General features: G+C 70.5%; 16 protein-coding genes. 11 read left to right on the forward strand and 5 right to left on the reverse strand.

Annotated elements, in window-relative coordinates; all coding sequences use genetic code 11:
- Positions 1–45: 45 nt before the first annotated feature.
- Complete coding sequence (locus FJK98_RS14820; protein ID WP_145919535.1) at positions 46–1071, reverse strand: LacI family DNA-binding transcriptional regulator; 1026 nt, start codon at positions 1069–1071, stop codon at positions 46–48.
- A 411-nt stretch (positions 1072–1482) separates the two neighbouring features.
- Between FJK98_RS14820 and FJK98_RS14825 the strand changes: the two genes are divergently transcribed.
- From FJK98_RS14825 to FJK98_RS14840, 4 genes are read left to right on the forward strand one after another with little or no spacing between them, the layout of a single operon-like run.
- The gene (locus FJK98_RS14825) at positions 1483–2841 is read left to right on the forward strand and encodes an ABC transporter substrate-binding protein (RefSeq protein ID WP_194821433.1); all 1359 of its coding nucleotides are present in this window, start codon (positions 1483–1485) and stop codon (positions 2839–2841) included.
- Entirely contained in the window at positions 2838–3809 is a 972-nt protein-coding gene (locus FJK98_RS14830) for a carbohydrate ABC transporter permease (RefSeq protein WP_145919536.1), read from the forward strand. Before FJK98_RS14825 ends, FJK98_RS14830 begins: the two co-directional genes overlap by 4 nt.
- Entirely contained in the window at positions 3806–4630 is an 825-nt protein-coding gene (locus FJK98_RS14835) for a carbohydrate ABC transporter permease (RefSeq protein WP_088646293.1), read from the forward strand. Before FJK98_RS14830 ends, FJK98_RS14835 begins: the two co-directional genes overlap by 4 nt.
- Before the next feature lie 2 nt (positions 4631–4632).
- Complete coding sequence (locus tag FJK98_RS14840; RefSeq protein WP_145919537.1) at positions 4633–5787, forward strand: serine hydrolase domain-containing protein; 1155 nt, start codon at positions 4633–4635, stop codon at positions 5785–5787.
- Positions 5788–5871: 84 nt separating this feature from the next.
- On the opposite strand, the gene FJK98_RS14845 is transcribed toward FJK98_RS14840, so the two are convergent.
- A complete protein-coding gene (locus tag FJK98_RS14845) occupies positions 5872–7188 on the reverse strand; it encodes a hypothetical protein (RefSeq protein ID WP_145919538.1) in 1317 nt (438 codons plus the stop codon).
- 439 nt (positions 7189–7627) lie between these two features.
- Here FJK98_RS14845 and chvE point away from each other — a divergent pair, with 439 nt between their 5' ends.
- The 4 genes from chvE (at position 7628) to FJK98_RS14865 (ending at position 14092) form a co-directional block, all read left to right on the forward strand.
- Positions 7628–8770, forward strand: coding sequence for a multiple monosaccharide ABC transporter substrate-binding protein (gene chvE / locus FJK98_RS14850; RefSeq protein ID WP_145919539.1), 1143 nt, complete (start codon positions 7628–7630; stop codon positions 8768–8770).
- A gap of 86 nt (positions 8771–8856) precedes the next feature.
- Positions 8857–10395 (forward strand): multiple monosaccharide ABC transporter ATP-binding protein, encoded by a 1539-nt coding sequence (mmsA, locus tag FJK98_RS14855; RefSeq protein ID WP_145919540.1) that lies wholly within the window; start codon positions 8857–8859, stop codon positions 10393–10395.
- Positions 10392–11642, forward strand: a complete 1251-nt coding sequence (gene mmsB / locus FJK98_RS14860; RefSeq protein WP_145919541.1) for a multiple monosaccharide ABC transporter permease — start codon at positions 10392–10394, stop codon at positions 11640–11642. The genes mmsA and mmsB overlap by 4 nt, the downstream gene beginning before the upstream one ends.
- A 344-nt stretch (positions 11643–11986) precedes the next feature.
- Positions 11987–14092: a family 43 glycosylhydrolase gene (locus FJK98_RS14865; protein ID WP_145919542.1), complete on the forward strand. Its 2106-nt coding sequence runs from the start codon at positions 11987–11989 to the stop codon at positions 14090–14092.
- Between the two features lie 225 nt (positions 14093–14317).
- On the opposite strand, the gene FJK98_RS14870 is transcribed toward FJK98_RS14865, so the two are convergent.
- The 3 genes from FJK98_RS14870 to FJK98_RS14880 form a co-directional block, all read right to left on the reverse strand.
- Positions 14318–16654 carry a beta-L-arabinofuranosidase domain-containing protein gene (locus tag FJK98_RS14870; protein ID WP_145919543.1) on the reverse strand — a complete coding sequence of 779 codons (2337 nt, stop codon included), beginning with the start codon at positions 16652–16654 and terminating at the stop codon, positions 14318–14320.
- A gap of 155 nt (positions 16655–16809) precedes the next feature.
- On the reverse strand, positions 16810–18564 hold the full coding sequence (locus FJK98_RS14875; RefSeq protein ID WP_370517084.1) for a family 43 glycosylhydrolase: 1755 nt from the start codon (positions 18562–18564) through the stop codon (positions 16810–16812).
- Between the two features lie 579 nt (positions 18565–19143).
- Complete coding sequence (locus tag FJK98_RS14880; RefSeq protein ID WP_145919545.1) at positions 19144–19908, reverse strand: FadR/GntR family transcriptional regulator; 765 nt, start codon at positions 19906–19908, stop codon at positions 19144–19146.
- A gap of 151 nt (positions 19909–20059) precedes the next feature.
- Here FJK98_RS14880 and FJK98_RS14885 point away from each other — a divergent pair, with 151 nt between their 5' ends.
- Genes FJK98_RS14885 through FJK98_RS14895 form a run of 3 tightly spaced genes read left to right on the forward strand, consistent with a single transcriptional unit; the run spans position 20060 to position 23124 of the window.
- Complete coding sequence (locus FJK98_RS14885; protein ID WP_145919546.1) at positions 20060–21328, forward strand: ABC transporter substrate-binding protein; 1269 nt, start codon at positions 20060–20062, stop codon at positions 21326–21328.
- 3 nt (positions 21329–21331) lie between these two features.
- The gene (locus FJK98_RS14890) at positions 21332–22297 is read left to right on the forward strand and encodes a carbohydrate ABC transporter permease (protein ID WP_240762855.1); all 966 of its coding nucleotides are present in this window, start codon (positions 21332–21334) and stop codon (positions 22295–22297) included.
- A complete protein-coding gene (locus tag FJK98_RS14895) occupies positions 22297–23124 on the forward strand; it encodes a carbohydrate ABC transporter permease (protein ID WP_145919547.1) in 828 nt (275 codons plus the stop codon). The genes FJK98_RS14890 and FJK98_RS14895 overlap by 1 nt, the downstream gene beginning before the upstream one ends.
- The last annotated feature ends 1 nt before the right edge of the window (position 23125 follow it).

The raw sequence follows: 23125 nt of genomic DNA on the forward strand, positions 1-23125 counted from the left end.
CCTGTGCGACCGGCGTGGGCGTGGTCGGCGGGCGGCGGGGGAGGGCTATCCGGCCGGGGCGGCCAGGGAGCGGCGGCGGCGCAGCGGCATGGGGACGAGCGACGGCGTGGCCCCGCCGCCGTCGAGCAGGATCTCGACCGCCCGCCGACCCATCTGCTCGTGCGGCAGCGCGGTGGTGGACAGGCCGGGGCGCAGCCAGGCGGCGATCGGGTCGTCGTCGAACGAGACCACCGAGATGTCGTCCGGGACGGTCAGCCCCGCCTCGGCGAGTGCCTGGTAGGCGCCGAACGCCAGCCGGTCGTTCATGCAGATGATCGCGGTGGGCCGGGTCGGCCGGCCCAGCAGCGTCCGCATGGCGGCGTAGCCGTGTTCGGGCAGCCACTCGGCGCAGAAGCACTCGGTCAGCAGGTCGAGCCCGGCGTCCTCCAGCGCCCGGTGGACGCCGCGCAGCCGGGCCCGGGCGGCGAGGGAGACCTCGGCGTCGTCCTCCTTGAGCCGGTTGCGGCCGATCAGCGCGATCCGGTCCCGGTGGCCGTGGTCGAGCAGGGCGGTGGTGACCGTACGGCCGGCCCGCTCGTCGTCGGGGAGCACGCAGGGCAGGTCGTCGGGGCTGGTGGCGTTGAGCAGCACCACCGGGCCGCCGAGGATGGCCGGGGGCACGGTCAGCCGGCGGGTGGCCATCGCGGCGTAGATCACGCCGTCGACCTGCCGGTCGAGCATCGCCTCGATGGCGTACTGCTCGAAGGTGGCGTCGCCCTGCGTCTCGGTGATGAGCAGCACGTGGTCCCGCTCCCGGGCCGCGTCGAGCGCGCCCCGGATGAGGCCGCCGGCGAACCGGGTGGTGGCGACGATGTCGGAGACGAACGCGATGGTGGCGGTCTTGCGGGTACGCAGGCTGCGGGCCGCCAGGTTGGGCCGGTAGCCGAGTTCCTCGGCGGCGGCGAAGACGCGCTGGTGCGCCTCGGCCGACAGCCGGGTGCCCTCCCGGCCGTTGAGGACCATCGACGCGGCGGTCTTGGACAGCCCGGCCCGCCGAGCGACGTCGGCCAGGGTTGCTCTGTTGCGGCCCATCAGTCCTCCGAATCGCCGGCGGCGTCGCGGCCGCCGCTCCCGCCCATCATGATGCGTCGCCCGGCCCGGCCCGGTGCCGGCGGTCACCCCGGGCGTGTGTCGGTCACCACCCGCTACGGCCGCCGGAGCGGGTGGCCGAGCGTGAACCGGATGTTTCCGGACCGTTGCCTTTTGGTCCTTGACAGCTCAGGTCGCCGCGCGCATGCTCTGCTAAATCAGTTTAGCGGCTACTTTTGGCAGGTCGGGTGGCACCCTCGGTGACCCTCGGCGTGGTCATCGGTAACGACATCGCGTGCTACGGCGGCACGCCGACGGCGACGTACTGTTGCGGCTGGTCACCCACCGTGACGGTCTGCCGGCTCGGCCCGTACCGCGGCCGGGGCACGCACGGAAGAGTCAAGGAGTCCTCAATTGGCTACACCACTGGCAAGGTTCTCCCGCCGGACGGCGCTCCTGGCCCCAGTGCTGGCGTTGGGGCTGGCCGCCACGGCGTGCAGCGCCCCCGGGGCCGACGACGCGCCCAGCACCGGCGGCGACGCCACCGTCAGCACCGAGCTGGGCAACGACCCGATCACCCTGGAGATGTACGCCGAGACCGGCTTCCCGCTGGCCAAGGCGTTGGCCGACGAGTTCACCAAGCAGCACCCGAACGTCAAGTTCAACATCCGCGAGGACCAGTTCACGGTCATCGTGGAGAACGCGCCCCGGGTGATGGCCTCGGACAACTCGCCGGACATCATCCGGCTCCCCACCATGGTCGACCTGGTCAAGGACGACCTGCTCAAGAACCTCGACCCGTACTTCACCGCGTACGGCTGGGACAAGTTCCCCGCCTCCCAGCTGGTGCAGCTGCGGGTCGGCGACGGCGGCACCACCCGGGGCACCGGGTCGCTGTGGGGGATGGGCCTCGGTTACAGCGTCACCGGGGTGTTCTACAACAAGAAGCTGGCCGAGCAGGTCGGCATGACCCAGCCGCCGGCCACCATCGCCGAGTTCGAGGAGCTGCTGGCCAAGGCCAAGACCGCCGGGGTCCAGCCGATCATGCAGTTCAACAAGAACACCGCGGGCATCAACTTCCCGCACCAGGCGTTGCAGAACCAGTTCGGTGACCCGGCCCAGGTGGCCGACTGGATCTTCCAGAAGCCGGGCGCGACGTTCGACACCCCGGCCGCGCTGAAGGCCACCCAGACCATCCAGAAGTGGGCCCAGGCCGGCTACTTCCCGAAGGACGCCAACGCCCTGGACTACGCGAGCATGGTGGGCGAGTTCCAGAAGAACAACGGCCTGTTCATGTTCAACGGCGACTGGGAGTCGGCCAACCTCGACAAGTCGATGCCCGGCAACGTGGGCTTCTTCCTGTTCCCGACCGAGTCGGCCGGCGGCAAGCACGTGGCGATGTCCGCCCCGAACACCTTCGGCATCGGCGCCAAGGCCAAGAACCCGGACGCCGCCGCGTTCTTCCTGAACTGGGCGCACACCAACCCCACCGCCCGGGAGATCACGGTCAAGCTCGGTGGGTCCAGCCCCGGCGGCCCGAGTGACCTGGCCGTGCCGGCCGCCGCGCCGAACACCGTGCTGGCCGAGACGCTCAAGGCGTCGCAGCAGCTCGGCGAGGAGAACGGCGCGGTGGACTTCACCGCCAACGCCACCGGTGGCATCTTCGCCGCCGCGATCACCCCGGAGATGCAGAAGCTGATCGCCGGTCAGCAGACCCCCGAGGGGTACGTGAAGGCGGTCCAGGCCGAGTACGCGAAGGAACTGTCCCGATGACGTCTGCCCTCGGCAGCGTACCGACCGGGCACGGTGGGACGGCGCCCTCGCCGGACCGTCCCACCCGCCCGTCGCCCGCGCGGGCCCACCGGAGGCGGTGGGCCCGCGCGGGCGGGACGGGCTGGCTGTTCGTCCTGCCCGCCGTGCTGATGTACGCGGTGTTCGTGCTGCGCCCGCTCGCGTTGACCATCCAGTACTCGTTCTACAACTGGAACGGCATCGGGGTGGCCCGCTGGGCGGGACTGGACAACTACCTCACCGTGTTCACCGACAGCGACCTGTTGAAGATCATCGGCAACGCGCTCGTCCTGATCGTCTTCTTCAGCTTCGTCCCGGTCGCGCTCGGCCTGCTGGTGGCCAGCCTGGTCCGCCGGATCACCACCGGCGTGTTCGGCACCGTCGTCCGGACGGTGCTGTTCCTGCCCCAGGTCATCCCGCTGGTCGCGGCGGGCATCGCGTGGAGCTGGCTGCTGTCGACGAACGGGCTGGTCAACCAGGTCCTGCGCGCGGTCGGCCTGGGCGGGGTGGCCCGCGCCTGGCTCGGCGACTTCGACACCGCGCTGCCCGCCGTCGGCGTGATCGGCGCCTGGGTCCTGCTCGGCCTCTGCACGATCCTGCTGGTCACCGGCATGAGCAAGATCGACCCCGCGCTGTACGAGGCGGCCCGCCTCGACGGTGCCGGCCCGGTCCGCGAGTTCTTCGCCGTCACCCTGCCCAGCCTGCGCCAGGAGATCGGCGTCTGCCTCACGGTGACCATCATCGCGGCCCTGGCCAGCTTCGACATCGTCTACATCTCGACCAGCGGCGGCCCCGGCCTGCAGACCACCGTGCCCGGCCTGGAGATCTACCGGCTGGCCTTCTCGCAGCGCCAGGTCGGCCTCGCCTCGGCGCTGGCCGTCGTGCTGATGCTGCTGGTGGTGCTCTGCGTGCTGCCGATCCAGCGACTGACCCGGGGGGACAAGTCATGAACCTGAGCCGGCGCGAGAACCTGACCGGCCGGGTCTTCCTGCTCGTCCTGGTCGTGGTCACCCTGCTGCCGTTCGTCAGCATGCTCTCCGCGGCGTTGCAGCCCCGGGGCACCGTGCCCAGCGGCCTGGCCTGGCCGTCGGACCCGCAGTGGGGCAACTTCGCCGACGCCTTCACGGTGGCGAACATGGGCGCGCTGCTGCGCTCCAGCCTGCTCATCGTGGCCGGGGTGGTGCCGGTCTCGGTGCTGATCGCCACCATGGCCGGCTTCGGGCTGGGTCAGCTCCGGGTCCCCGGCGGCCGGATCGTGTTCGCCCTGCTGCTGCTCGGCCTGACCCTGCCGTTCGAGGCGGTGGTCACCCCGCTGTACTACCAGATGCAGGATCTCGGCCTGCTCAACACCCGCTGGGCGATCATCCTGCCGTTGATCGGGCTCTACATGCCGTTCGCGGTGTTCTGGATGCGGGCCCACTTCAGCAACGTGCCGGTCGAGCTGTCCGAGGCGGCCCGGGTCGACGGCAGCAGCACCTGGCAGCTGTTCTGGCGGGTCCAGGTGCCGCTCGCCCGCCCGGCCATCGCGTCGCTGACGATCCTGATGTTCCTCTGGACGTGGAACCAGTTCCTGCTGGCCATCGTCCTGGTCGACGATCCGGCCAAGCGGACGATGGCGGGCGCGCTCGGGGCGTTCCAGGGCCAGTGGGGCACCGACCTGGTGCTGCTGTGCGCCGGGTCGCTGCTGATCCTCACCCCGACCCTGATCGTCTTCCTGATCTTCCAGCGTCAGTTCATCAAGGCCCTGATCCAGGGCTCTCTGAAGGGATAGCAGTGGCCACGCAGCCGCAGATCCACGGCGACGCCGACGAACGGTACGGGCGGGTGGCCGACGTCTTCCGCGCCAACTTCACCGACCGGGGGGAGGTCGGCGCGGCGGTCACCGTCTACGTCGGCGGTCGCCGCGTCGTCGACCTGTACGGCGGGACGGCCGACCCGCGCACCGGCCGGCCCTGGACGGCGGACACCCCGGTCGTCGTCTACTCCTGCACCAAGGGCATCCTGGCGATCTGCGCCTACCTGCTGGTGCAGCAGGGCCGACTCGACCTGGACGCGCCGGTCACCCGCTACTGGCCGGAGTTCGGCCGGCACGGCAAGGCCGACATCCCGGTGCGCTGGCTGCTCACCCACCAGTCCGGCCTGCCCGCGCTCGACCGTCCGCTGACCCTCGACGAGGTGCTCGCCTGGGACCCGGTGATCAAGGCGATCGAGGCCCAGACCCCGCTGTGGGAGCCGGGCACCGCGCACAGTTACCATCCGATGACCTACGGCTGGCTGATCGGCGAGGTGATCCACCGGATCACCGGTCAGCTGCCCGGCGTGTTCTTCCGGGACGCCCTGGCGACGCCGCTGGGCCTGCGTACCTGGCTCGGGCTGCCGGCCGTCGAACGCGACTCGGTCGCCTGGAACATCGCCCCGCCACCCGACCCGGAACCGTTCGTCGACCCGGTGGCCGACCGGGGGATCACCATGGGTGGCGCGTTCGCGTTCCCCGCCGACGACGCCGGCCTGGTCAGCTTCAACGATCCCGCCATCCAGGCCGCCGGCATCCCGGGCGCGGGCGCGGTGAGCACGGCCGACGGGCTGGCCCGGCTCTACGCCGCCTGCGTGTCGCCGGTGGCGGGACCGCCCCTGCTCGACCCGGCGTCGGTCGACGACGCGACAGTCGTACGGTCGCGGGGCCAGCAGCGGCACGGCCCGCCGGACACCGGCCAGCGCTGGGGCACCGGCTTCCTGCTGCACTCCCCGCCGGCCCGGCCGCTGCTGTCCGAGCGCAGCTTCGGCCACGACGGTGCCGGCGGCAACCTCGGCTTCGGCGACGACGCCCACCAGGTCGGCTTCGGCTACGTGGTGAACCAGATGCAGGGCATGGGCGACGAACGTGCCAACCTGCTGGCCGCCGCGCTGCGGTCCTGCCTGGACGACTGACCGGCCGGACGCGCCCCGGGCGTCCCGACGAGGGACACCCGGGGCGCGCCGCCGTCCGCCGCCGCGCCGGCTCAGCGGCCGGCCCTACGCCGGCTTGCGCCGGGCCAGCAGCCAGCGCAGGATGCCACTGTCCTCATAGGTCGGCCCGAACGCGGCGTGATAGTCGGGCAGGGTGAACGCCGAGTCGGCGTACTCGGTGTAGCGGACCAGGTCGGCGATCTGCGCCGGGGTCCTGCCCCGCGCCTCGTACGCCTGCCGCAGCGCGGCCGCCGAGTTGCGTGCGCCCGCGACGGGGAGCAGATGGTCGTGCTCGCCGTGGGTGATCCAGACCGGGACCCCGGCCGCGGCGATCGCGGTGGCCTGCCCGATGTTGACCGGGAAGCCGCCGGTGACCAACCCGCCGGCGAACAGGTCCGGCCGCTTGGCGAACGCCTCCCACAGCAGCTGCGAGCCGTACGACACGGTGGTCGCGTAGACCCGGCGGCGGTCCACGGCGTACTCGTCGACGAAGCTGTCGAGCAGCTTGACCAGCAGGTCGGCCTCGGCCACGCCGCCGACCCGCTGGTGCTGCGGGGCCAGCACGATCACGTCCTCGCGGCTGCCGGTCCAGCCCGGCTGGGACCAGGCGGTCGCCGGGATGTCGGCGGCGAGCTGGACGCCGAGGTTGTCGCCGTCCCAGCCCATCCCGTGTCCGGGCAGGACGACCATGAGCGGGTAGCTGCGGCCCGGCCGGTAGTCACGCGGCAGCCGGTAGTGGTAGGGCAGCACCGTGCCGGCGCTGACGAACGAGCCGTAGCGGAACGCGTCGACCTCGCGGTCGACCGGTCGTTCGGTGACCGGGCGGGACTCACGCGGGGTCGCCCTGGCCAGCACCGGACCCTTGCCGAGGCCCCGGCCGGGCTGGGCGTGCACGTCCTTGCGCTGCACCACCCGGGTGGGCAGCTCGGGGTTGACCTTCACCGAGCAGAGGAAGGTCGGGCACTTGGAGACGATCACCGTCCAGCCGCCGGGGTCGGCCGGGTCCAGCTCGACGATGACGTACCGGCCGGGTGCCGAGCGGTGGTCGGCGCGCGGGGCCGGGGCGTTGTTGGTGTAGGTGCGGGTGACCGTGCGGTCGGCGAGTTTCGGCAGGTCCTCGATGGGGTTGAAGCGGAAGTTGTAGATCGTGTCGGCCACGCTGAAGGTGTCGTCGTCCAGGGTGCGCGGGTTGACCGGGGCGGCGTACTCGACGGCCACCGCGGAGACCTTCTGGCCGTAGGTGTAGACGGTGGTGATCGGGGTGATGCTGCGGATCGCGTCCCGGCCGCCGCGGTCGGCGTCGGGCGCGGCGTACGCGGTGCCGCCGGCGGCGACCAGCGTGAGTGTGGCGGCGAGCGGGATCAGTCCTCTGCGCAGTCTCATCCGGGTCCTTTCCTGGGGACACGGCCGCCCGACGCCGGTTCGTCCGGCTAGCCGGTCCGCCGGGCCGGGTCCGCCCGCCGTCGGCCGACTGTGGAGAAAGGACGGTCGCTAAACTGATTTAGCAGAGCATGGTCGCCACCCCGGGTCGTGTCAATGGCGAGCCCGTAACAAGCCGGAAACCTGGCGTGACGATCCCGTCGGCGCGCTCCGGCCCGGTAGCCGGCCTCCGTGGGGCGCGCCGCGAACCGGTTCGCTGGCCACGGCCCCGGGGGTCGGTCGGACCCGGCGGACGGGCGCTCCACGCGGTGGACCCCGTTACGAGACCGTGACGTCCGGATTTCCGAGGGACTGTTGACGGGGGCGATGTGAGCGCTAACACTACCCCGAAAGGTGACAGGTGGTCCCCGCAGTCGGCGGGAGTTCCGGAGAGGAGAAACCTGTGCGCAGGAAATTCCTGGTCGCGCTCGGCGGCGCGGCACTGGCGTTCAGCCTGGCCGCGTGCAGCGGCGGGGGCGCCGGCAGCGGCGGTGACACCGGCGACAAGAAGCCCGCCGACCTGACCATCGGCGTCTCCATGCCGACCCAGACCTCGGAACGGTGGATCGCCGACGGCAAGGCGGTCAAGGAGAAGCTGGAGGCCAAGGGCTACAAGGTGGACCTCCAGTACGCCGGCGACGACATCCCCACCCAGTCCCAGCAGGTCGACCAGATGATCACGCAGGGCGCGGACGTCCTGATCATCGCGGCCATCGACGGCACCGCGCTCAGCGGCCAGTTGGACGCCGCCGCCGCCGCGAAGATCCCGGTCATCGCGTACGACCGGCTGCTGCTGGGCAACAAGAACGTCGACTTCTACGTCAGCTTCGACAACTACAAGGTCGGGGTGGCCCAGGCGACCGCCCTGCTGGTCGGCCTCGGCCTGCAGACCAAGGACGGCGGCAAGGGCACCGCGACCGGCCCGTTCAACATCGAGCTGTTCGCCGGCTCGCTGGACGACAACAACACCCAGTACTTCTGGGGCGGGGCGATGGACACCCTCAAGCCGTTCATGGACAACGGCACGCTGAAGGTCAAGTCCGGGCAGACCCGGGTCGAGCAGGCGGCCATCCTGCGCTGGCAGCAGGAGCCCGCCCAGAAGCGGATGGAGGACCTGCTGACCTCCAGCTACAACGACGGCACCGTGCTCAACGGGGTGCTGTCGCCGTACGACGGCATCTCCCGGGGCATCATCACCGCCCTGCAGAACGCCGGCTACGGCAAGGGCGCCAAGAAGCTGCCCGTGGTGACCGGCCAGGACGCCGAGATCGCCTCGGTCAAGCTGATCAACGACGGGGTGCAGAGCTCCACCATCTTCAAGGACACCCGACTGCTCGCCGAGCAGGCCGTCATCGCGGCCGAGGCGTTCCTGCAGGACAAGGAGCCGCAGGCCAACGACACCAAGACCTACAACAACAAGGTCAAGGTCGTCCCGGCGTACCTGCTGCCGATCGAGACCGTCTACAAGGACGACATCACCAAGGTGCTCGTCGACTCCGGTTACTGGTCGGCCGAAGAGGTAGCCGCCGGTCAGGCCAAGAAGTAAGCCGGTCGTCGGGCGCGGCGGTCACCGGCCGCCGCGCCCGACGCATCGCAAGCCCGCCTCAGGCTTCGACGATCAGGATGCTGACCATGGACGACACCATCCTCGAGATGCGACGCATCACGAAGACCTTCCCCGGGGTGACCGCGCTGGCCGACGTCTCCCTCGCGGTGCGCCGGGGGGAGATCCACGCCATCTGCGGCGAGAACGGCGCCGGCAAGTCCACCCTGATGAAGGTGCTCTCCGGGGTGCACCCGACCGGGTCGTACGACGGCGAGATCGTGCTCGACGGCAAGCCGGTGCACTTCCGGGGCATCCGCGACAGCGAGTCCCAGGGCGTCGTCATCATCCACCAGGAACTCGCCCTGGTGCCGCACCTGTCGATCGCCGAGAACATCTTCCTCGGCAACGAGCGGCGCGGCGCGGGCGGCCTCATCGACTGGAACCGCGCCAACGCCGAGGCCGCCGAGCTGCTGGCCTCGGTGGGCCTGCACGAGAACCCGGTCACCCCGGTCATCCAGCTCGGTGTCGGCAAGCAGCAGCTGGTCGAGATCGCCAAGGCGCTGTCCAAGAAGGTCCGGCTGCTCATCCTGGACGAGCCGACCGCCGCGCTCAACGACATCGACTCGGCCCACCTGCTCGACCTGCTGCGCCGGCTGCGGGGCCAGGGCATCACCTGCATCCTGATCTCGCACAAGCTCAACGAGGTCACCGCGATCGCCGACGCGACCACGGTCATCCGGGACGGGCGCACCGTGGAGACCCTCTCCCTGGCCTCCGGGGAGGTCACCCAGGACCGGATCATCCGGGGCATGGTCGGCCGGGACCTGGACAGCTTCTATCCCGACCGGGTGTCGTCGCCGGGGGAGGAGGTGCTGCGCATCGAGAACTGGAGCGTGCGGCACCCCACCCAGGACCGGCTCGTCGTCGACGGCGTCAGCCTGGACGTCCGCGCCGGTGAGGTGGTCGGCATCGCCGGGCTGATGGGCGCCGGGCGCACCGAGCTGGCGATGAGCGTCTTCGGCCGCTCGTACGGCCGGGACGTGCGGGGCCGGCTGTTCGTGCGGGGCCGGGAGGTCCGGGCGAACACCGTCGCGGAGGCCATCGAGCACGGCATCGCCTACGTCACCGAGGACCGCAAGCGCTTCGGCCTCAACCTCATCGACGACGTGCGGCGCAACGTCTCGGCCGCCGCGCTGGGCCGGCTCGCCCGCCTCGGCTGGGTCAACGGCAACGAGGAGATCAGGGTCGCCGAGCAGAGCCGGCGCGGCATGAACATCAAGACGACAAGCGTGATGGCGGTGGTGGGCAAGCTCTCCGGCGGCAACCAGCAGAAGGTCGTGCTGTCGAAGTGGCTGTTCACCAACCCGGACGTGCTGATCCTGGACGAGCCGACCCGGGGCATCGACGTCGGCGCGAAGTTCGAGATCTACACGATCGTCAACCGGCTCGTCGCCGAGGGCAAGGCGGTGATCCTGATCTCCTCGGAGCTGCCGGAACTGCTCGGCATGTGCGACCGCATCTACACCCTCGCCGCCGGCCGGATCACCGGCCAGGTGCCGGTGGCCGAGGCGACCCAGGAGAACCTCATGGATCTGATGACGAAGGACAAGGAGCGCGTGGGATGACCAGCGTCAAGACCTCATCGCCGCCGTCCCCGCCGCCCACCGGGAAGAGCCCGGGCGTCGCCCTGCACACCGGCACCAGCGACCTGCGCGCGCTGGTGATGAACAACCTGCGGCAGAGCGGCATCTACGTCGCCCTGGTCGTCATCGTCGGGCTCTTCGCCGTGCTCACCGACGGGGTGTCGCTGAGCCCCGGCAACATCACCAACATCGTGCTCCAGTACTCCTACATCCTGGTGCTGGCGATCGGCATGGTGATCATCATCATCGGCGGCCACATCGACCTGTCGGTGGGCTCGGTGGTGGCGCTCACCGGGGCGGTCTCCGCCGTGCTGGTCATCCGGGAGGGCTTCCCCTGGTGGGTCGGCATCCTGGCCGCGGTGGCGGTGGGGGTCGCGGTCGGCGCGTGGCACGGCTTCTGGGTGGCGTACGCCGGCATCCCGGCCTTCATCGTGACGCTCGCCGGCATGCTGCTGTTCCGGGGCCTGACCCTGCGGGTGCTGGACAACATCTCGCTGTCCCCGTTTCCCGCCGACTACCAGCAGGTCGCGGCCGGCTTCCTCAACGGCCTGCTCGGCGGGGAGGGCTTCGACGCGTTCACCCTGCTGATCGGCGCGATCGCGGTGGCCGGCTACGCGGTGAGCGGCTTCCGGACCCGGGTGGCCCGGGTCCGTTACCAGCAGCCGGTGGAGTCGTTCCCGCTGTTCGTCGCCCGGGTGGTGCTGGTGGGCGCGGTCATCATGTACTTCGCCTGGCAGTTGGCGCACGCCCGGGGCCTGCCGATCGTCCTGATCATCCTGGCCGCGCTGGTGCTGGTCTACGGCCTGCTCACCCGGCGTACGGTCTTCGGCCGGCAGGTCTACGCGATCGGCGGCAACCTCTCGGCGGCGATGCTGTCCGGCGTGAAGGTGCGGACGGTCAACTTCTGGATGTTCGTCAACATGGGCTTCCTGGCGGCGGTGGCCGGGGTGATCTACTCCTCGCGCTCCAACGGCGCCCAGCCCGCGGCGGGCAACATGTTCGAACTCGACGCGATCGCCGCCGCGTTCATCGGCGGGGCGGCGGTCACCGGCGGGGTCGGCACCGTGGTCGGCGCGATGGTCGGTGGTCTGATCATGGCGGTGATGAGCAACGGGATGCAGCTCATGGGCATCGACCAGTCCATCCAGTCGGTGGTCAAGGGCCTGGTGTTGCTCGTCGCGGTGGCCTTCGACGTCTACAACAAGCGGCGCGCCGGCTCCTCCCGTTGACCGGTGACGCGGCGACCGCCCGCGTCGCACCCTTCGCCCGGACGCCCCGGGCCGTGTCGGACCCGTCCAACACGGCCCGGGGCGTCGGCATTTCCGCCCGTCGATCGTGTCCTCGCTGTTTCAGCTTGACGAGCATCATGTTATCGCTCACAGTCTATGGATAGCTGAAGCCGTTCCTACAGTGGCTGGTCGGCAGGCCCGACCCGTCGCCGCGCCGCGTCGTGCGCCATCGCGGACGCACCGCCGAGTGAACGTTGACATCGGCAGGCTTCGAACAATGCGACGACGGTGGCCCCGGGCCGGACCCGGGGCCACCGTCGATCCACCGTTGGTGAAGGAGGGTCATGGTAGCCATGGGAGAGGTGCCGATCGCGGTCCGGCGACGGCGCGGCTGGTGGTCACGGGTCGTCGCCGCGCTGCTGACGGTGCTGGTCGGCGGTGGACTCGTCGTGGTCCAGTCGACCGGGGCGGCGGCGGCGACGGTGGACACCACCGCCTGGTACGTGCTGGTCAACCGCAACAGCGGCAAGGCCCTGGACGTGTACAACCGGGCCACCAACGACGGCGCGCGGATCACCCAGTGGACCCGCGGCGACGGCACCAACCAGCAGTGGCAGTTCGTCGACTCCGGCGGCGGCTACTACCGGCTGAAGTCCCGCCTGTCGGGCAAGGTCCTCGACGTCTACAACCTCTCCACCGCCGACGGCGCGGCGATCGTGCAGTGGACCGACGGCAACGGCACCAACCAGCAGTTCCGGCTCGCCGACTCGGCCGACGGCTACGTCCGGCTGCTCAACCGCAACAGCGGCAAGGCGATGGAGGTGCAGAACGCCTCGACCGCCGACGGCGGCAACATCGTCCAGTACGCCGACTGGGGCGGCACCAACCAGCAGTGGCAGCTCGTCCGCGTCGACGGCGGCACCACCCCGACCACGCCGCCGCCAACCACGCCACCGGCGAGCGGCTCGTACACCAACCCGGTGGTGTGGCAGGACTTCGCCGACGTCGACATCATCCGGGTCGGCGACGCGTTCTACCTGTCCGCCTCGACCATGCACTACTCCCCGGGCGCGCCCATCCTGCGCTCCTACGACCTGGTCAACTGGGAGTTCGCCGGGCACTCGGTGCCCAAGCTGGACTTCGGCGCGAAGTACGACATGTCCGGCGGGCGGGCGTACGTCAACGGGATCTGGGCGTCGACGCTGAACTACCGCCCGAGCAACCGCACCTACTACTGGGCCGGCTGCATCGACTTCGCCAAGACCTACATCTACACCGCCGCCGCCGTCGACGGGGCCTGGAACCAGCACTCCACCATCAACAAGTGCTACTACGACGCCGGCATGCTGGTCGACGACAACGACACCATGTACGTCGCGTACGGCAACAGCCAGATCAGCGTGGCGCAGCTGTCGGCCGACGGTAAGAGCGAGGTCCGCAGCCAGCAGGTCTTCTCCACCCCGTCGAGCGTGGGCACCCTGGAGGGGGCCCGGTTCTACAAGCGCAACGGCAGCTACTACATCTGGCTAACCCGGCCGGCGAACGGCCAGTACGTGCTGAAGTCGTCCAGCCCGTTCGGACCGTACGAGATGCGTCAGGTGCTGCTCAACATGCCGGGCCCGATCTCCGGTGGCGGCGTGCCGCACCAGGGCGGCCTGGTGCAGACCCCGGCCGGCCAGTGGTACTACATGTCCTTCGTCGACGCCTACCCCGGTGGACGGGTGCCCGCGCTGGCCCCGATCACCTGGACCGCCGACGGCTGGCCGCAGATCCAGACGGTCAACGGCGGCTGGGGCACGTCGTACCCGAACCCGCTGCCGACCCGGCCGGTCAAGCCGCTCACCGGCACCGACACGTTCAGCGGCAGCACGCTCGGCCCGCAGTGGGAGTGGAACCACAACCCGGACAACACCAAGTGGTCGGTCAACAACGGCCTGCGCCTGCAGACCGCCACCGTCACCAACGACCTCTACAGCGCCCGGAACACGGTCACCCACCGGATCCAGGGGCCGACCTCCACCGCCACCGTCGAACTCGACTACTCGGCGCTGCGCGACGGCGACCGGACCGGGCTGGCGGTGCTGCGCAACTCGTCGGCCTGGATCGGCGTCCGCCGGGACAACGGCGCCACCCGGGTGTCGATGACCAGCAACCTCACCATGGACGGCAGTTGGCGGACCACCAACACCGGTACGGAGATCGCCTCCGCCCCGGTCAGCGGGGGACGCATCTGGCTACGGGCCACCGCCGACATCCGCCCCGGCTCCGGCCGGCAGGCCCGGTTCTCCTACAGCACCGACGGCACCACGTTCACCGCGCTGGGCAACGCGCTGACCCTCGACAACACCTGGCAGTTCTTCATGGGTTACCGGTTCGCCCTGTTCAACCACGCCACCCAGGCCCTCGGCGGCACCAGCACGATCCGTCAGTTCCAGCTCAGCACCCCCTGACCCGACCCGGGTCACGGCAGCGGAGCAACCGGGCCGCCCGTACCGTCGGCACCCCTCGCGGGCCGGGCGGTGCGGGCGGCCCGGCCCGCCGCGCCGGGAACGGTCCCGGACCGCCGCCGGCCGGCACGCACGGAACGGGGCCGCCCCCTCGCAGGGGCGGCCCCGTCCGTGGGACCGTCGGTCCCGCACCGTCTCGCCGGCGGTGCGGGACCGACGGTGGTCCGTTTACGGGTTGGCGACCAGCCGCCAGCGGTTGTCCGCGCTGCCGTTGTCGGAGTCCTGCACGGCCTGCGCCCCCTGGGCGGTCGAGCCGTTGAGGATGCCGAGCAGCTTCCCGCTGTTGACGTTGCGGATCTTGTAGGTGCCGTCACCCTGGCTGAGCAGGGTCCACCGGTGGTCGGCGGTGCCGTTGTCCGCCCACTGCAGGACGCGGGCGTTGTCGGCGGTGGACATGTTCTCCACGCCGAGGACCTTGCCGCTGTTGACGTTGCGGAACCGGACCGCGTCGCCGTCGGTCACCACCACCCAGTTGTGGTCGGCGGTGCCGGTGTCGCCCCACTGCAGGGCCAGCCCGCCGTCGGCGGTGGACATGTTCTGGATGCCGAGGACCAGGCCGCTGCCCACGTTGACGATCCGCGTGCTGCCGCCGGTGCTGCCGCCGCTGGTGCTCCAGTAGACGGTGTAGTTGAAGCCGTGGGCATCGTAGAACGGCCCGAGGTTGACCGTGGAGCCGTTCGCGGTGGCGGTGAACGCCAGGGTGCTGGTGCTGGTCCGGGTCACCGACGAGGCGTTGAGCGACGGCAGGGCGCTCAGGCCGGTGTTGCCGTAGTTGCCGGCCAGCACCGCCGGGCCGTACGTGAGGGCCGCGACGTTGGCGTTGTCGTTGCTCGGCTGCACGACGACCTTCATCGGCAGCCGTACGGTGACGGTGTCGCCGGCCGCCCAGGTGCGGGTCACCGTGGCGTAGCTGCCGGGGCTGGTGGAGACGCCCTGCGTCTCGCCGTTGACGGCGATCGTCGCGCCGGTGGCCCAGGCCGGGATGCGGACCCGGATGCTCCACGAGCCGCTCATCGACCCGGAGAGGGTGAGCGTGCTGGTGTCACTGGCCGGGTAGCTGGTGCTCTGGGTGACCGTGATCCCGCGCTGCGACCAGGTCAGCACCGACGGCACGAACAGGTTCACCGTCAGCGTGGTGTCGTTGTAGAAGTAGATCGAGTCCATCAGCTTGGTGTTCGCCTCGATACCGGTGCCCTGACAGCACCAGAACGAGTTGTAGTCCGTGCTCCAGGTGCCGCCGCCCCAGGCCGGGCCGACTCCCCGGCGGCCACCCGCCTTGAGCGGGGTGAAGTAGGTGACGTGGCCGTGACCGTCGGCCGGGTTCTGCGCGCCGACGACATGGTTGAGCAGGGCACGCTCGTAGAAGTCGAAGTACGCGACCCGGTTCGGGTCGAGCAGCCACAGCTCCCGGGTCAGCTTGAGCATGTTGTGGGTGTTGCAGTGCTCGCAGGTGTCGTTGGTCAGGTAACCGGCGATCGCGTTCGGCGGCCGGAAGTGCTCGGCCTGGCTGTTGCCGCCGATGACGTAGCTGTGCGCGTTGACGGTCATGTTCCACGCGTTGCTGGCGATGTCCCGGTAACGGGTGGTGCCGGTCGCCTTGAACTCCCGTGCCGCGCCGATCCACTTGGGCACCTGGGTGTTGGCGTGCTTGCCGTTGAGCTGGTCGGAGTTGCTGGCGAGCGGGTTGAACACGCCCGCGTGGTCGAAGCGCTGGGCGACGGTGAGCCAGCGTCCGTCGCCGGTGTGCTGGTAGATGTCGGTGAGCGCCTCGTTCATTCCGCCGAACTCGGTCTCCAGCATCGCCTGCATCTGGTTGTAGCTCAGCCGCGACGTGCGGGTGTCGACCCAGCCGGCCAGCGCCAGCAGCACCGAGCGGGCCTGCGTGTTGCCGATGTAGCGCCACACGTCGAGCAGCCCTATGAGGGTCTTGTGGATGCAGTAGTAGGGCACGTTGCCGTTGGACAGGGTCCGGGCCTCCAGCGCCGCGAAGTCGGACTCCGGGAAACCGGACAGGTAGCCGGCGGTGAACCCGGCCGCGCCGTTGTTGGCCTGGCACTTGGCCAGCTCGGCCACCATGTAGTTGGCCTTGTCCCGGCAGGTGGTGTCGCCCAGCACCGCGTACGCCTGCGCCCAGGCGGTGAGGAAGTGCCCCTGCATGTGGGTGCGGAACGGGAACGACGGCGCGTCCCAGCCACCGTTGGTCGCGGCCCCGTTGGTGCCCAGCCGGTGGTTGGCCCGGAAGTTGTAGAGCATCCGGTCGACGTCGACGAACCGGAGATAGCTCAGCGTCCGGTTCTGGTTGTCCAGCAGCCGGCCGGCGGTCAACCGGACCTGACCCAGCTCGAACGGGTACGCCGAGACGCCCAGGTCGGCCCGGGCCGGGGGGACCACCAGCGCCGCGCCGGCCGGCCCGGCCCCGAGCAGGGTGCCACCTGCGGCGGAGGCGAGCGCGGTGGCGCCGGCGGCCTGGAGAAGTTGGCGTCGGTTGAGGGACGGGAAGGACATGGGAACCTCCAGGGACCGGTTCACGGGCGAGCGCCCGTCCGGGTGGGTCGTACGGACGGTGGTGTCGGGGCGGTGGTGTCGTGTCGGGTGGTGGTGCGCCGGCCCGCCCCGGTGGGGCGGAGCGGGCCGGCGGACCTGTCAGCCGCGCGACGGGGTCACGCGGGGGTGCAGGTCAGGTCGGTCGGTGGCTGGTTGCTGCCGGTGGTCGAGCTGATGTAGCCCACCGTGGTGGAGCCACCGGCCCCGAGCTGCCCGTTGTAGGCGGCGTTGGTGACGGTCACCTGGTTGCCCTGCTGGGTCAGGGTGCCGTTCCACGCCTGGGCCACCGTCTGGCCACTGGGGAGGGTGAAGGACACCCGCCAGCCGGTGATCGGGGTGGACCCGTTGGTGATGGTCAGCTTGCCCTCGAAGCCGCCCTGCCAGGTGTTGACCACGGTGTTGGTGGCCGCGCAGGTCGTCCCGGAAGGGGTCGTCGGAGCCGGCGTCGTCGGGGCCGGGGTCGTCGGGGTGGGGGTGGGGGTCGCGGTGGGCGTCGGGGTGGGCGTCGCGGTCGGGGTGGGCGTCGGGTTGGTGCCGCTGCCGCTGAACTGCCACCAGTTGACGTTGAACAGGGTGCCGCTGCCCCCGGTGAACCGCAGGTACATGTCGTGGGTGCCGGTCGCGCCGGACACCGGGCAGGAGACGGTTTGCCAGTTCTGCCAGCCGCCGGTGACCGGCACGGAGCAACTGGCCACCCGGGTGCCGGTGGTGCTGTCCAGCCGGACCTCGATGGTGCCGCCGCTGCCGGCCGAGGCCACCCGGGCGTTGAAGGACGTCGCACCGGTCCCGAAGGCGACCCCCTTGACCTTGATGTAGTCGCCGTTCTCGATGAAGCCGACGTTCATCCCGCCTTCACTGGAGGCCTCCGTCTCGATGCCGGAGCCCCAGGCGATCGTCTCGGCCTCCTGCCGCACGTACGGGTTGAGGGTGCCGATCTGCGGCGCGCCGGTGCTGGTCATGTTGATCGTCGGGATGGTGCCGTTGGTGTTGTAGGTGAACTTCTCCACCGCGACCGACCGGGTGTAGCCGCCGCCGCCGGGCAGTGCGCCGTTGTGGTAGAAGAAGTACGACCCGCCGTTGAAGTCGACGATCCCGGCGTGGTTGGTGAAGCTGCCGCCCTGCCGGGGCATGATCGTGCCCCGGTAGGTCCACGGCCCGGTGGGGCCGGGCGCCGTGGAGTAGCCGATGAACTCACTGCAGCACTCGGCGGCGAAGACGTTGTAGTAGAGGCCGTTGCGCTTGAAGACCCAGGGGCCCTCCTCGTAGAGGGTGGGGCGGGAGGCGTTGCCGTTGCGGGTGCCGAAGCCGGCGGTGGTCAGTGGGATCTTGGTGACGCTGCCGGAGTACGAGATCATGTCGGCGTTCAGCTTGACGTACCACAGGTTGGGGTTGCCCCAGTAGAGGTAGGCCTGCCCGTCGTCGTCGATGAAGACGGTCGGGTCGATCTCGCCGTTGGCCGCCAGCGGCCGGCCGATGGCGTCGCGGAACGGGCCGGTGGGGCTGTCGCTGACCGCCACCCCGATGGCCATCGAGTTGGTCGACTTCGCGGTCACCGGCACGTACCAGTAGAACTTGCCGTTGCGGGCGATGACCTGGCCGGCCCAGGCGTCCGCCTTCGCCCAGCTGAAGGTGGCGACGTTCAGCGGCGAGCCGTGGTCGGTCCAGTTGACCATGTCGGCGGAGGACCAGACCCGCCACTCCTTCATGGTGAACCAGGTCGAGCCGTCCTCGTCGTGGCCGGTGTAGAGGTACACCCGGCCGTTGTGCACCAGCGGGGCCGGGTCGGCGGTGTAGATGTGCTGGACGATGGGGTTGTCGGCCTTCGCGGTGCCGGCCGGCAGCAGGGTCGAGACCAGGAGCAGGGCCGCCAGCCAGGCGATGGTACGCCGCAGTCGGGTCAGCGGTGGCAGTGCGGGTTTCACCAGTACCTCCCAGTATGGGCGATGCGTGTCGTGGGGCGTCACGCCTCGGTGGCCTCCCCGGACTCCGCCGACGCCCCGGCCCTGCGCCGGTGCTGTCGGGACTCGTCCGGGCTGCCCGCCGTGCGGGTACGCGGGTGTGGCGTCACGGTCGGCGATCGCGCTCCCGGCCGGCCAGGGACGGCACTGCGGTCGGCGCGCGGTCGGGTCGGGACCCCACGGTGGCGGTGGACGACGTGCGCCGGGGGATTCCGGGTGCGTCGAGGTGTCGATGCGACCCGGCGGCGTGCAGCGTCCACGGAGGTGCCCGGAGGTGTCCCACCGACGTCGCCCGTGCCCGCACTCCGCCCCGCCGCCCGGGTCCCGGGGGTGGAGCGGGGGAGGCGTGCCCTTCGCTCCCGCGGCCGACGGTATCTTGTTATCGTTAACACCCGCAAGCCATTGATGGCCGTCGGTTGCGTGGCGTCGTCGCGGTCGCCCGGCGGGGGTCGGCCGGCCCGGAGCGGCGGGCGGTCCACCCGCCGCCGGTGGTCAGCGCACCAGCCGCCCGGTGTCCGGTCCGCCGCGCCGGACCAGCCAGGCCTCGGTGATGTGGGTGACCATGGCCTCGGCCGCGCCGTCCGGGTCGTGGGCCGCGATGCGCTCGTAGATCCGCCGGTGCCCCCGGTTGGACGCCACGCACAGCGCCCGTTCGGACCGGCCCATGTAGCGGGCGGTGTTGACCACCTGGCTCTCCAGCGACCGCACCACGCCCCGGGCGATCCGGTTGCCGGACGCCTGCATGATCACGTCGTGGAAGGCCCGGTCGTGCTCGTGGTAGGCGACCTGGTCACCGACCAGCTCGTCCATCCGGTCGACCAGGGCGCGCAGCCGGTCGAGGGTTTCCTGGTCGGCCAGCCGGGCGGCCACGTTGGCCATGTCGGACTCCAGCACCCGCCGGGTCGCCACCAGGTCGTCGAGGATGGTCAGGCTGTCGTCCTCGGCGATGGTCGCGGCGAGCACGAGCTCGTCGAGCATGTCCCACATCGACGGTGGGGTGACGATGGTGCCGCTGCCCTGGCGGACCTGCACCAGGCCCTTCTCCTGAAGGATCTTCACCGCCTCGCGGACGACGGTGCGGCTGACCGAGAACGCCTCGCACAGCGCCGGCTCGGGAGGCAGCGGGGCGCCGGGCGGGTGAACTCCGCGTACGATGCGTTCCACCAGTTCCGCGGTGACCGCCGTGGCGAGGTTGGCCGGTCGTCGGGCCCAGCTCGGCGGCGTCGACGCGTTCAGGGTGACCTCTCGTGCCGTCATGTCCCCTCCAGTGACTCCCGCGGACCGCGCCACGACCTGACTGCCGCGAATTCTACGTCCCACTGTTGACGTCATACGTCATACGAGTTACTTTCTCGTCAATTCATGCGTCTCGATCAGCGCTATCGACCGAGTTCGAAGGTGAGCAGCGATGAAGCAGCGAGCAGTGTGGTCAGCCGTCCTCGTCGCGGCGCTGGCGCTGGCCGGCTGCGGGAGCGCCGCCGGGACGCGCTCCCCGTCCGGCGGGGCGGACGGGAAGCTGGTGGTCTGGGACTGGAAGTCCGGCGAGGCATCCGCCGCAGCGTACCTGCAGAAGGCGAAGGTCGACTTCGCCCGCAAGCACCCCGGCGTCACCGTCGAGTTCGTCGCCCAGCCCTTCGAGCAGTACTACACGCTGCTCGGCACGGCGATCCAGGCCGGCAAGGGCCCGGACGTGATCCTGTTCAACGGCGGCGGCCAGATCCGGGACCGGGCCGACGCGCTGCTGCCCCTGGACGAGTACCTGGCCGAGGACCGGCAGCGGCTCACCGGCTGGGAGGCGTTCAGCAAGGACGGCAAGACCTACGCCGGCCCGGTCACGTTGCAGGGCCACCCGATCTACTACAACCGGACCCTCTACGAGAAGGCCGGCCTCGACCCGGCCAAGCCCGCCACCACCTGGTCGACGTTCGTCGCCGACTGCGCCACCATCACCACCCGGACCGGCGCGAAGTGCTTCGCCCTGGGCAACAAGGAGGGCTTCGGCATCCAGTTCTTCCTCTCCGCCTTCGGCTCCGGAGTGCTCACCCCGCAGGAGTACGACGACTGGATCGCCGGCCGGCGGAACTGGAACTCCCCGCACGTCAAGCGGATCTTCGCGCTCTGGAAGCAGACCCAGGACGGCAGGCTCAACAGCGACGGGGCCAACTCGACGGCGATGTTCAACGACTCGTTCGCGATCTTCCAGTCCGCCAAGGCCGCCCACGTCATCGGGCTGATGTCCGACGTCGGGCACTGGAAGGACTTCAGCGAGTTCCTCACCGCCGAGAAGCTCGGCGTGATGCGCGCCCCGGTCGTCGAACCCGGCGCCACCCCGAGCCTGCCCTACGACGGCGGCATCGGCTACGGGGTCGCTAAATGGACCAAGGACCCGAAGGTCGCCGCCGACCTGGTGCGCTCGCTGACCTCGACCGACGCGCTGAAGTCGTTCTACGCCGACGCCGGGGCGATCGCCGCCGACACCACCATCGACGTCTCCCAGGGCGGCCCGGCGGTGGCCACCATCGTCGCCGACCTCAAGGCCGGCAAACCCGCCCTGCACGTGGCGCTGTCCTCGAAGACCCTGGACCTGATGGGCCGGCTCTCCCAGCAACTGCTGAGCGGCTCGGTCACCGTCGACGAGGCGGTGAAGCAGCTGGCCGCCTCCGACCAGGCCGGCTGAACCGTGCCGGTCGACGAGGTGACGCCGGCGGTTCGCCCGGCCCCCGCCGCCCCGCCGCGACGGGCCGCGCCCGGGTCGCGGGTCACCCCGCGTCGCGGTCGCGGCGGCCGGCGCTCCGAGCGCCTCGCCCCGTACGTGCTGCTGGCCCCGGCCCTGCTGATCCTGCTGCTGCTGCGGTTCTGGCCGCTGCTGCTGGGGGTGAACTTCTCGTTCACCGGCGACGGCGAGCGCAACGGCTCGGCGGTCGGGCTGGCCAACTACCTGGAGCTGCTGCGGGACCCGCTGTTCCTGGGCGCGCTGCGCAACGTCGGGCTGCTCGTGCTGCTGCTGCCGGTGGCGGTGGCGATTCCCGGCCTGCTGGCCACCTTCATCTACCTGCGGGTCCCCGGGCACCGGCTGTACCGCAGCGTCTACTTCTTCCCGGCCGTGCTGTCCCCGGTCATCGTCGGGGCCATCTTCAACCTCCTGCTCGCCTTCGACGGCCCGCTCAACGCCCTGCTCGGCGGGGTCGGCCTCGGGCCGGTGGACTGGCTGGGCGACCCGGACGTGGCGATGTTCGTGGTGGTCGGGGTGCACGTCTGGGCGACCTTCGGGATGGCGCTGGTGGTGTTCCTCGCCGGCTTCGCCACCCTGGACGCCTCCCTGCTGGACGCCGCCCGGGTGGACGGCGCGTCGCTGCCCCAGACCATCCGGCACGTGATCGTGCCCAGCCTCTCCCGCACCATCCAGTTCGTCGTCGTCACCACGATGATCGGGATGCTGACCTCCATGTTCGGCCTGCTCTACGTGATGACCAGCGGCGGCCCGGAGGGTTCCACCTACCTGCCGGAGTACTACATCTGGATCCAGCAGGGGCAGCTGAACCGGCCGGCGCTCGCCTCGGCCGCCTCGACGGTGCTCTTCCTCATCATGCTCGTGGTGGGGCTGGGGCAGATCAGCCTGCTCCGGCGGGCGGTGAGGGAGGCGTGATGTCCCACCTGCGGTGGGGGCGGTGGCTGCTCGCCCTCCCGATGGCCGTGCTGGCGCTGGCGACCGTCTACCCCCTGGCGTTCACCCTCAACGTGGCCATGAAGACCCGCCGCGAGTACGTCCTCGACCGGTTCTCCCTGGCCGACGCCCTACGCTTCGAGAACATCGGCGCGGCGTGGAACAGCGTGGGGATGGCCCGCTACCTGGCCAACTCGGTGGGCGTGGTGACGCTCTCGGTGCTCCTGCTGCTGCTGTTCGGCTCGATGGCCGGTTTCGCGCTGAGCCAGCTCCGGTTCCGGGGCTCGTCGGTGCTCTTCCTGTGCTGCCTCGCGGCGCTGTTCGTGCCGTTCCAGGTGATCATGGTGCCGCTCGCCCGGGTCATGGCCGACGCCGGCCTGGTCGACACCTACCCGGGGCTCGTGCTGGCCTACGTGGCGCAGTTCCTGCCGTTCACGATCTTCCTGATGACCAGCTACTACAAGACCATCCCGACCGAGATCATCGACGCGGCCCGGATCGACGGCAACAGCGTCTACGGGGTCTACCGGCGGATCATGCTGCCGCTGGGCACCCCGGCGCTGCTGTCGGTCGGCATCCTCGACGCCCTGTTCTGCTGGAACGACGTGCTGATCGCGCTGCTGCTGATGCCCTCGGCCGAGCACCGCACGCTGATGGTCGGGGTGACCTCGCTGCGCGGCCAGTACTCCGACGACATCCCCACCTTCGCCTCCGGGGTGCTGATCGCCGCGGTGCCCGTCCTGGTGATCTACCTCTTCCTCCAGCGCCAGATCGCCGACGGTGTCGCCGCCGGCGCCACGAAGGGCTGAC

Origin of the sequence: Micromonospora sp. HM134 (assembly GCF_007833915.1) — a bacterium.
Lineage (GTDB): Bacteria > Actinomycetota > Actinomycetes > Mycobacteriales > Micromonosporaceae > Micromonospora > Micromonospora wenchangensis.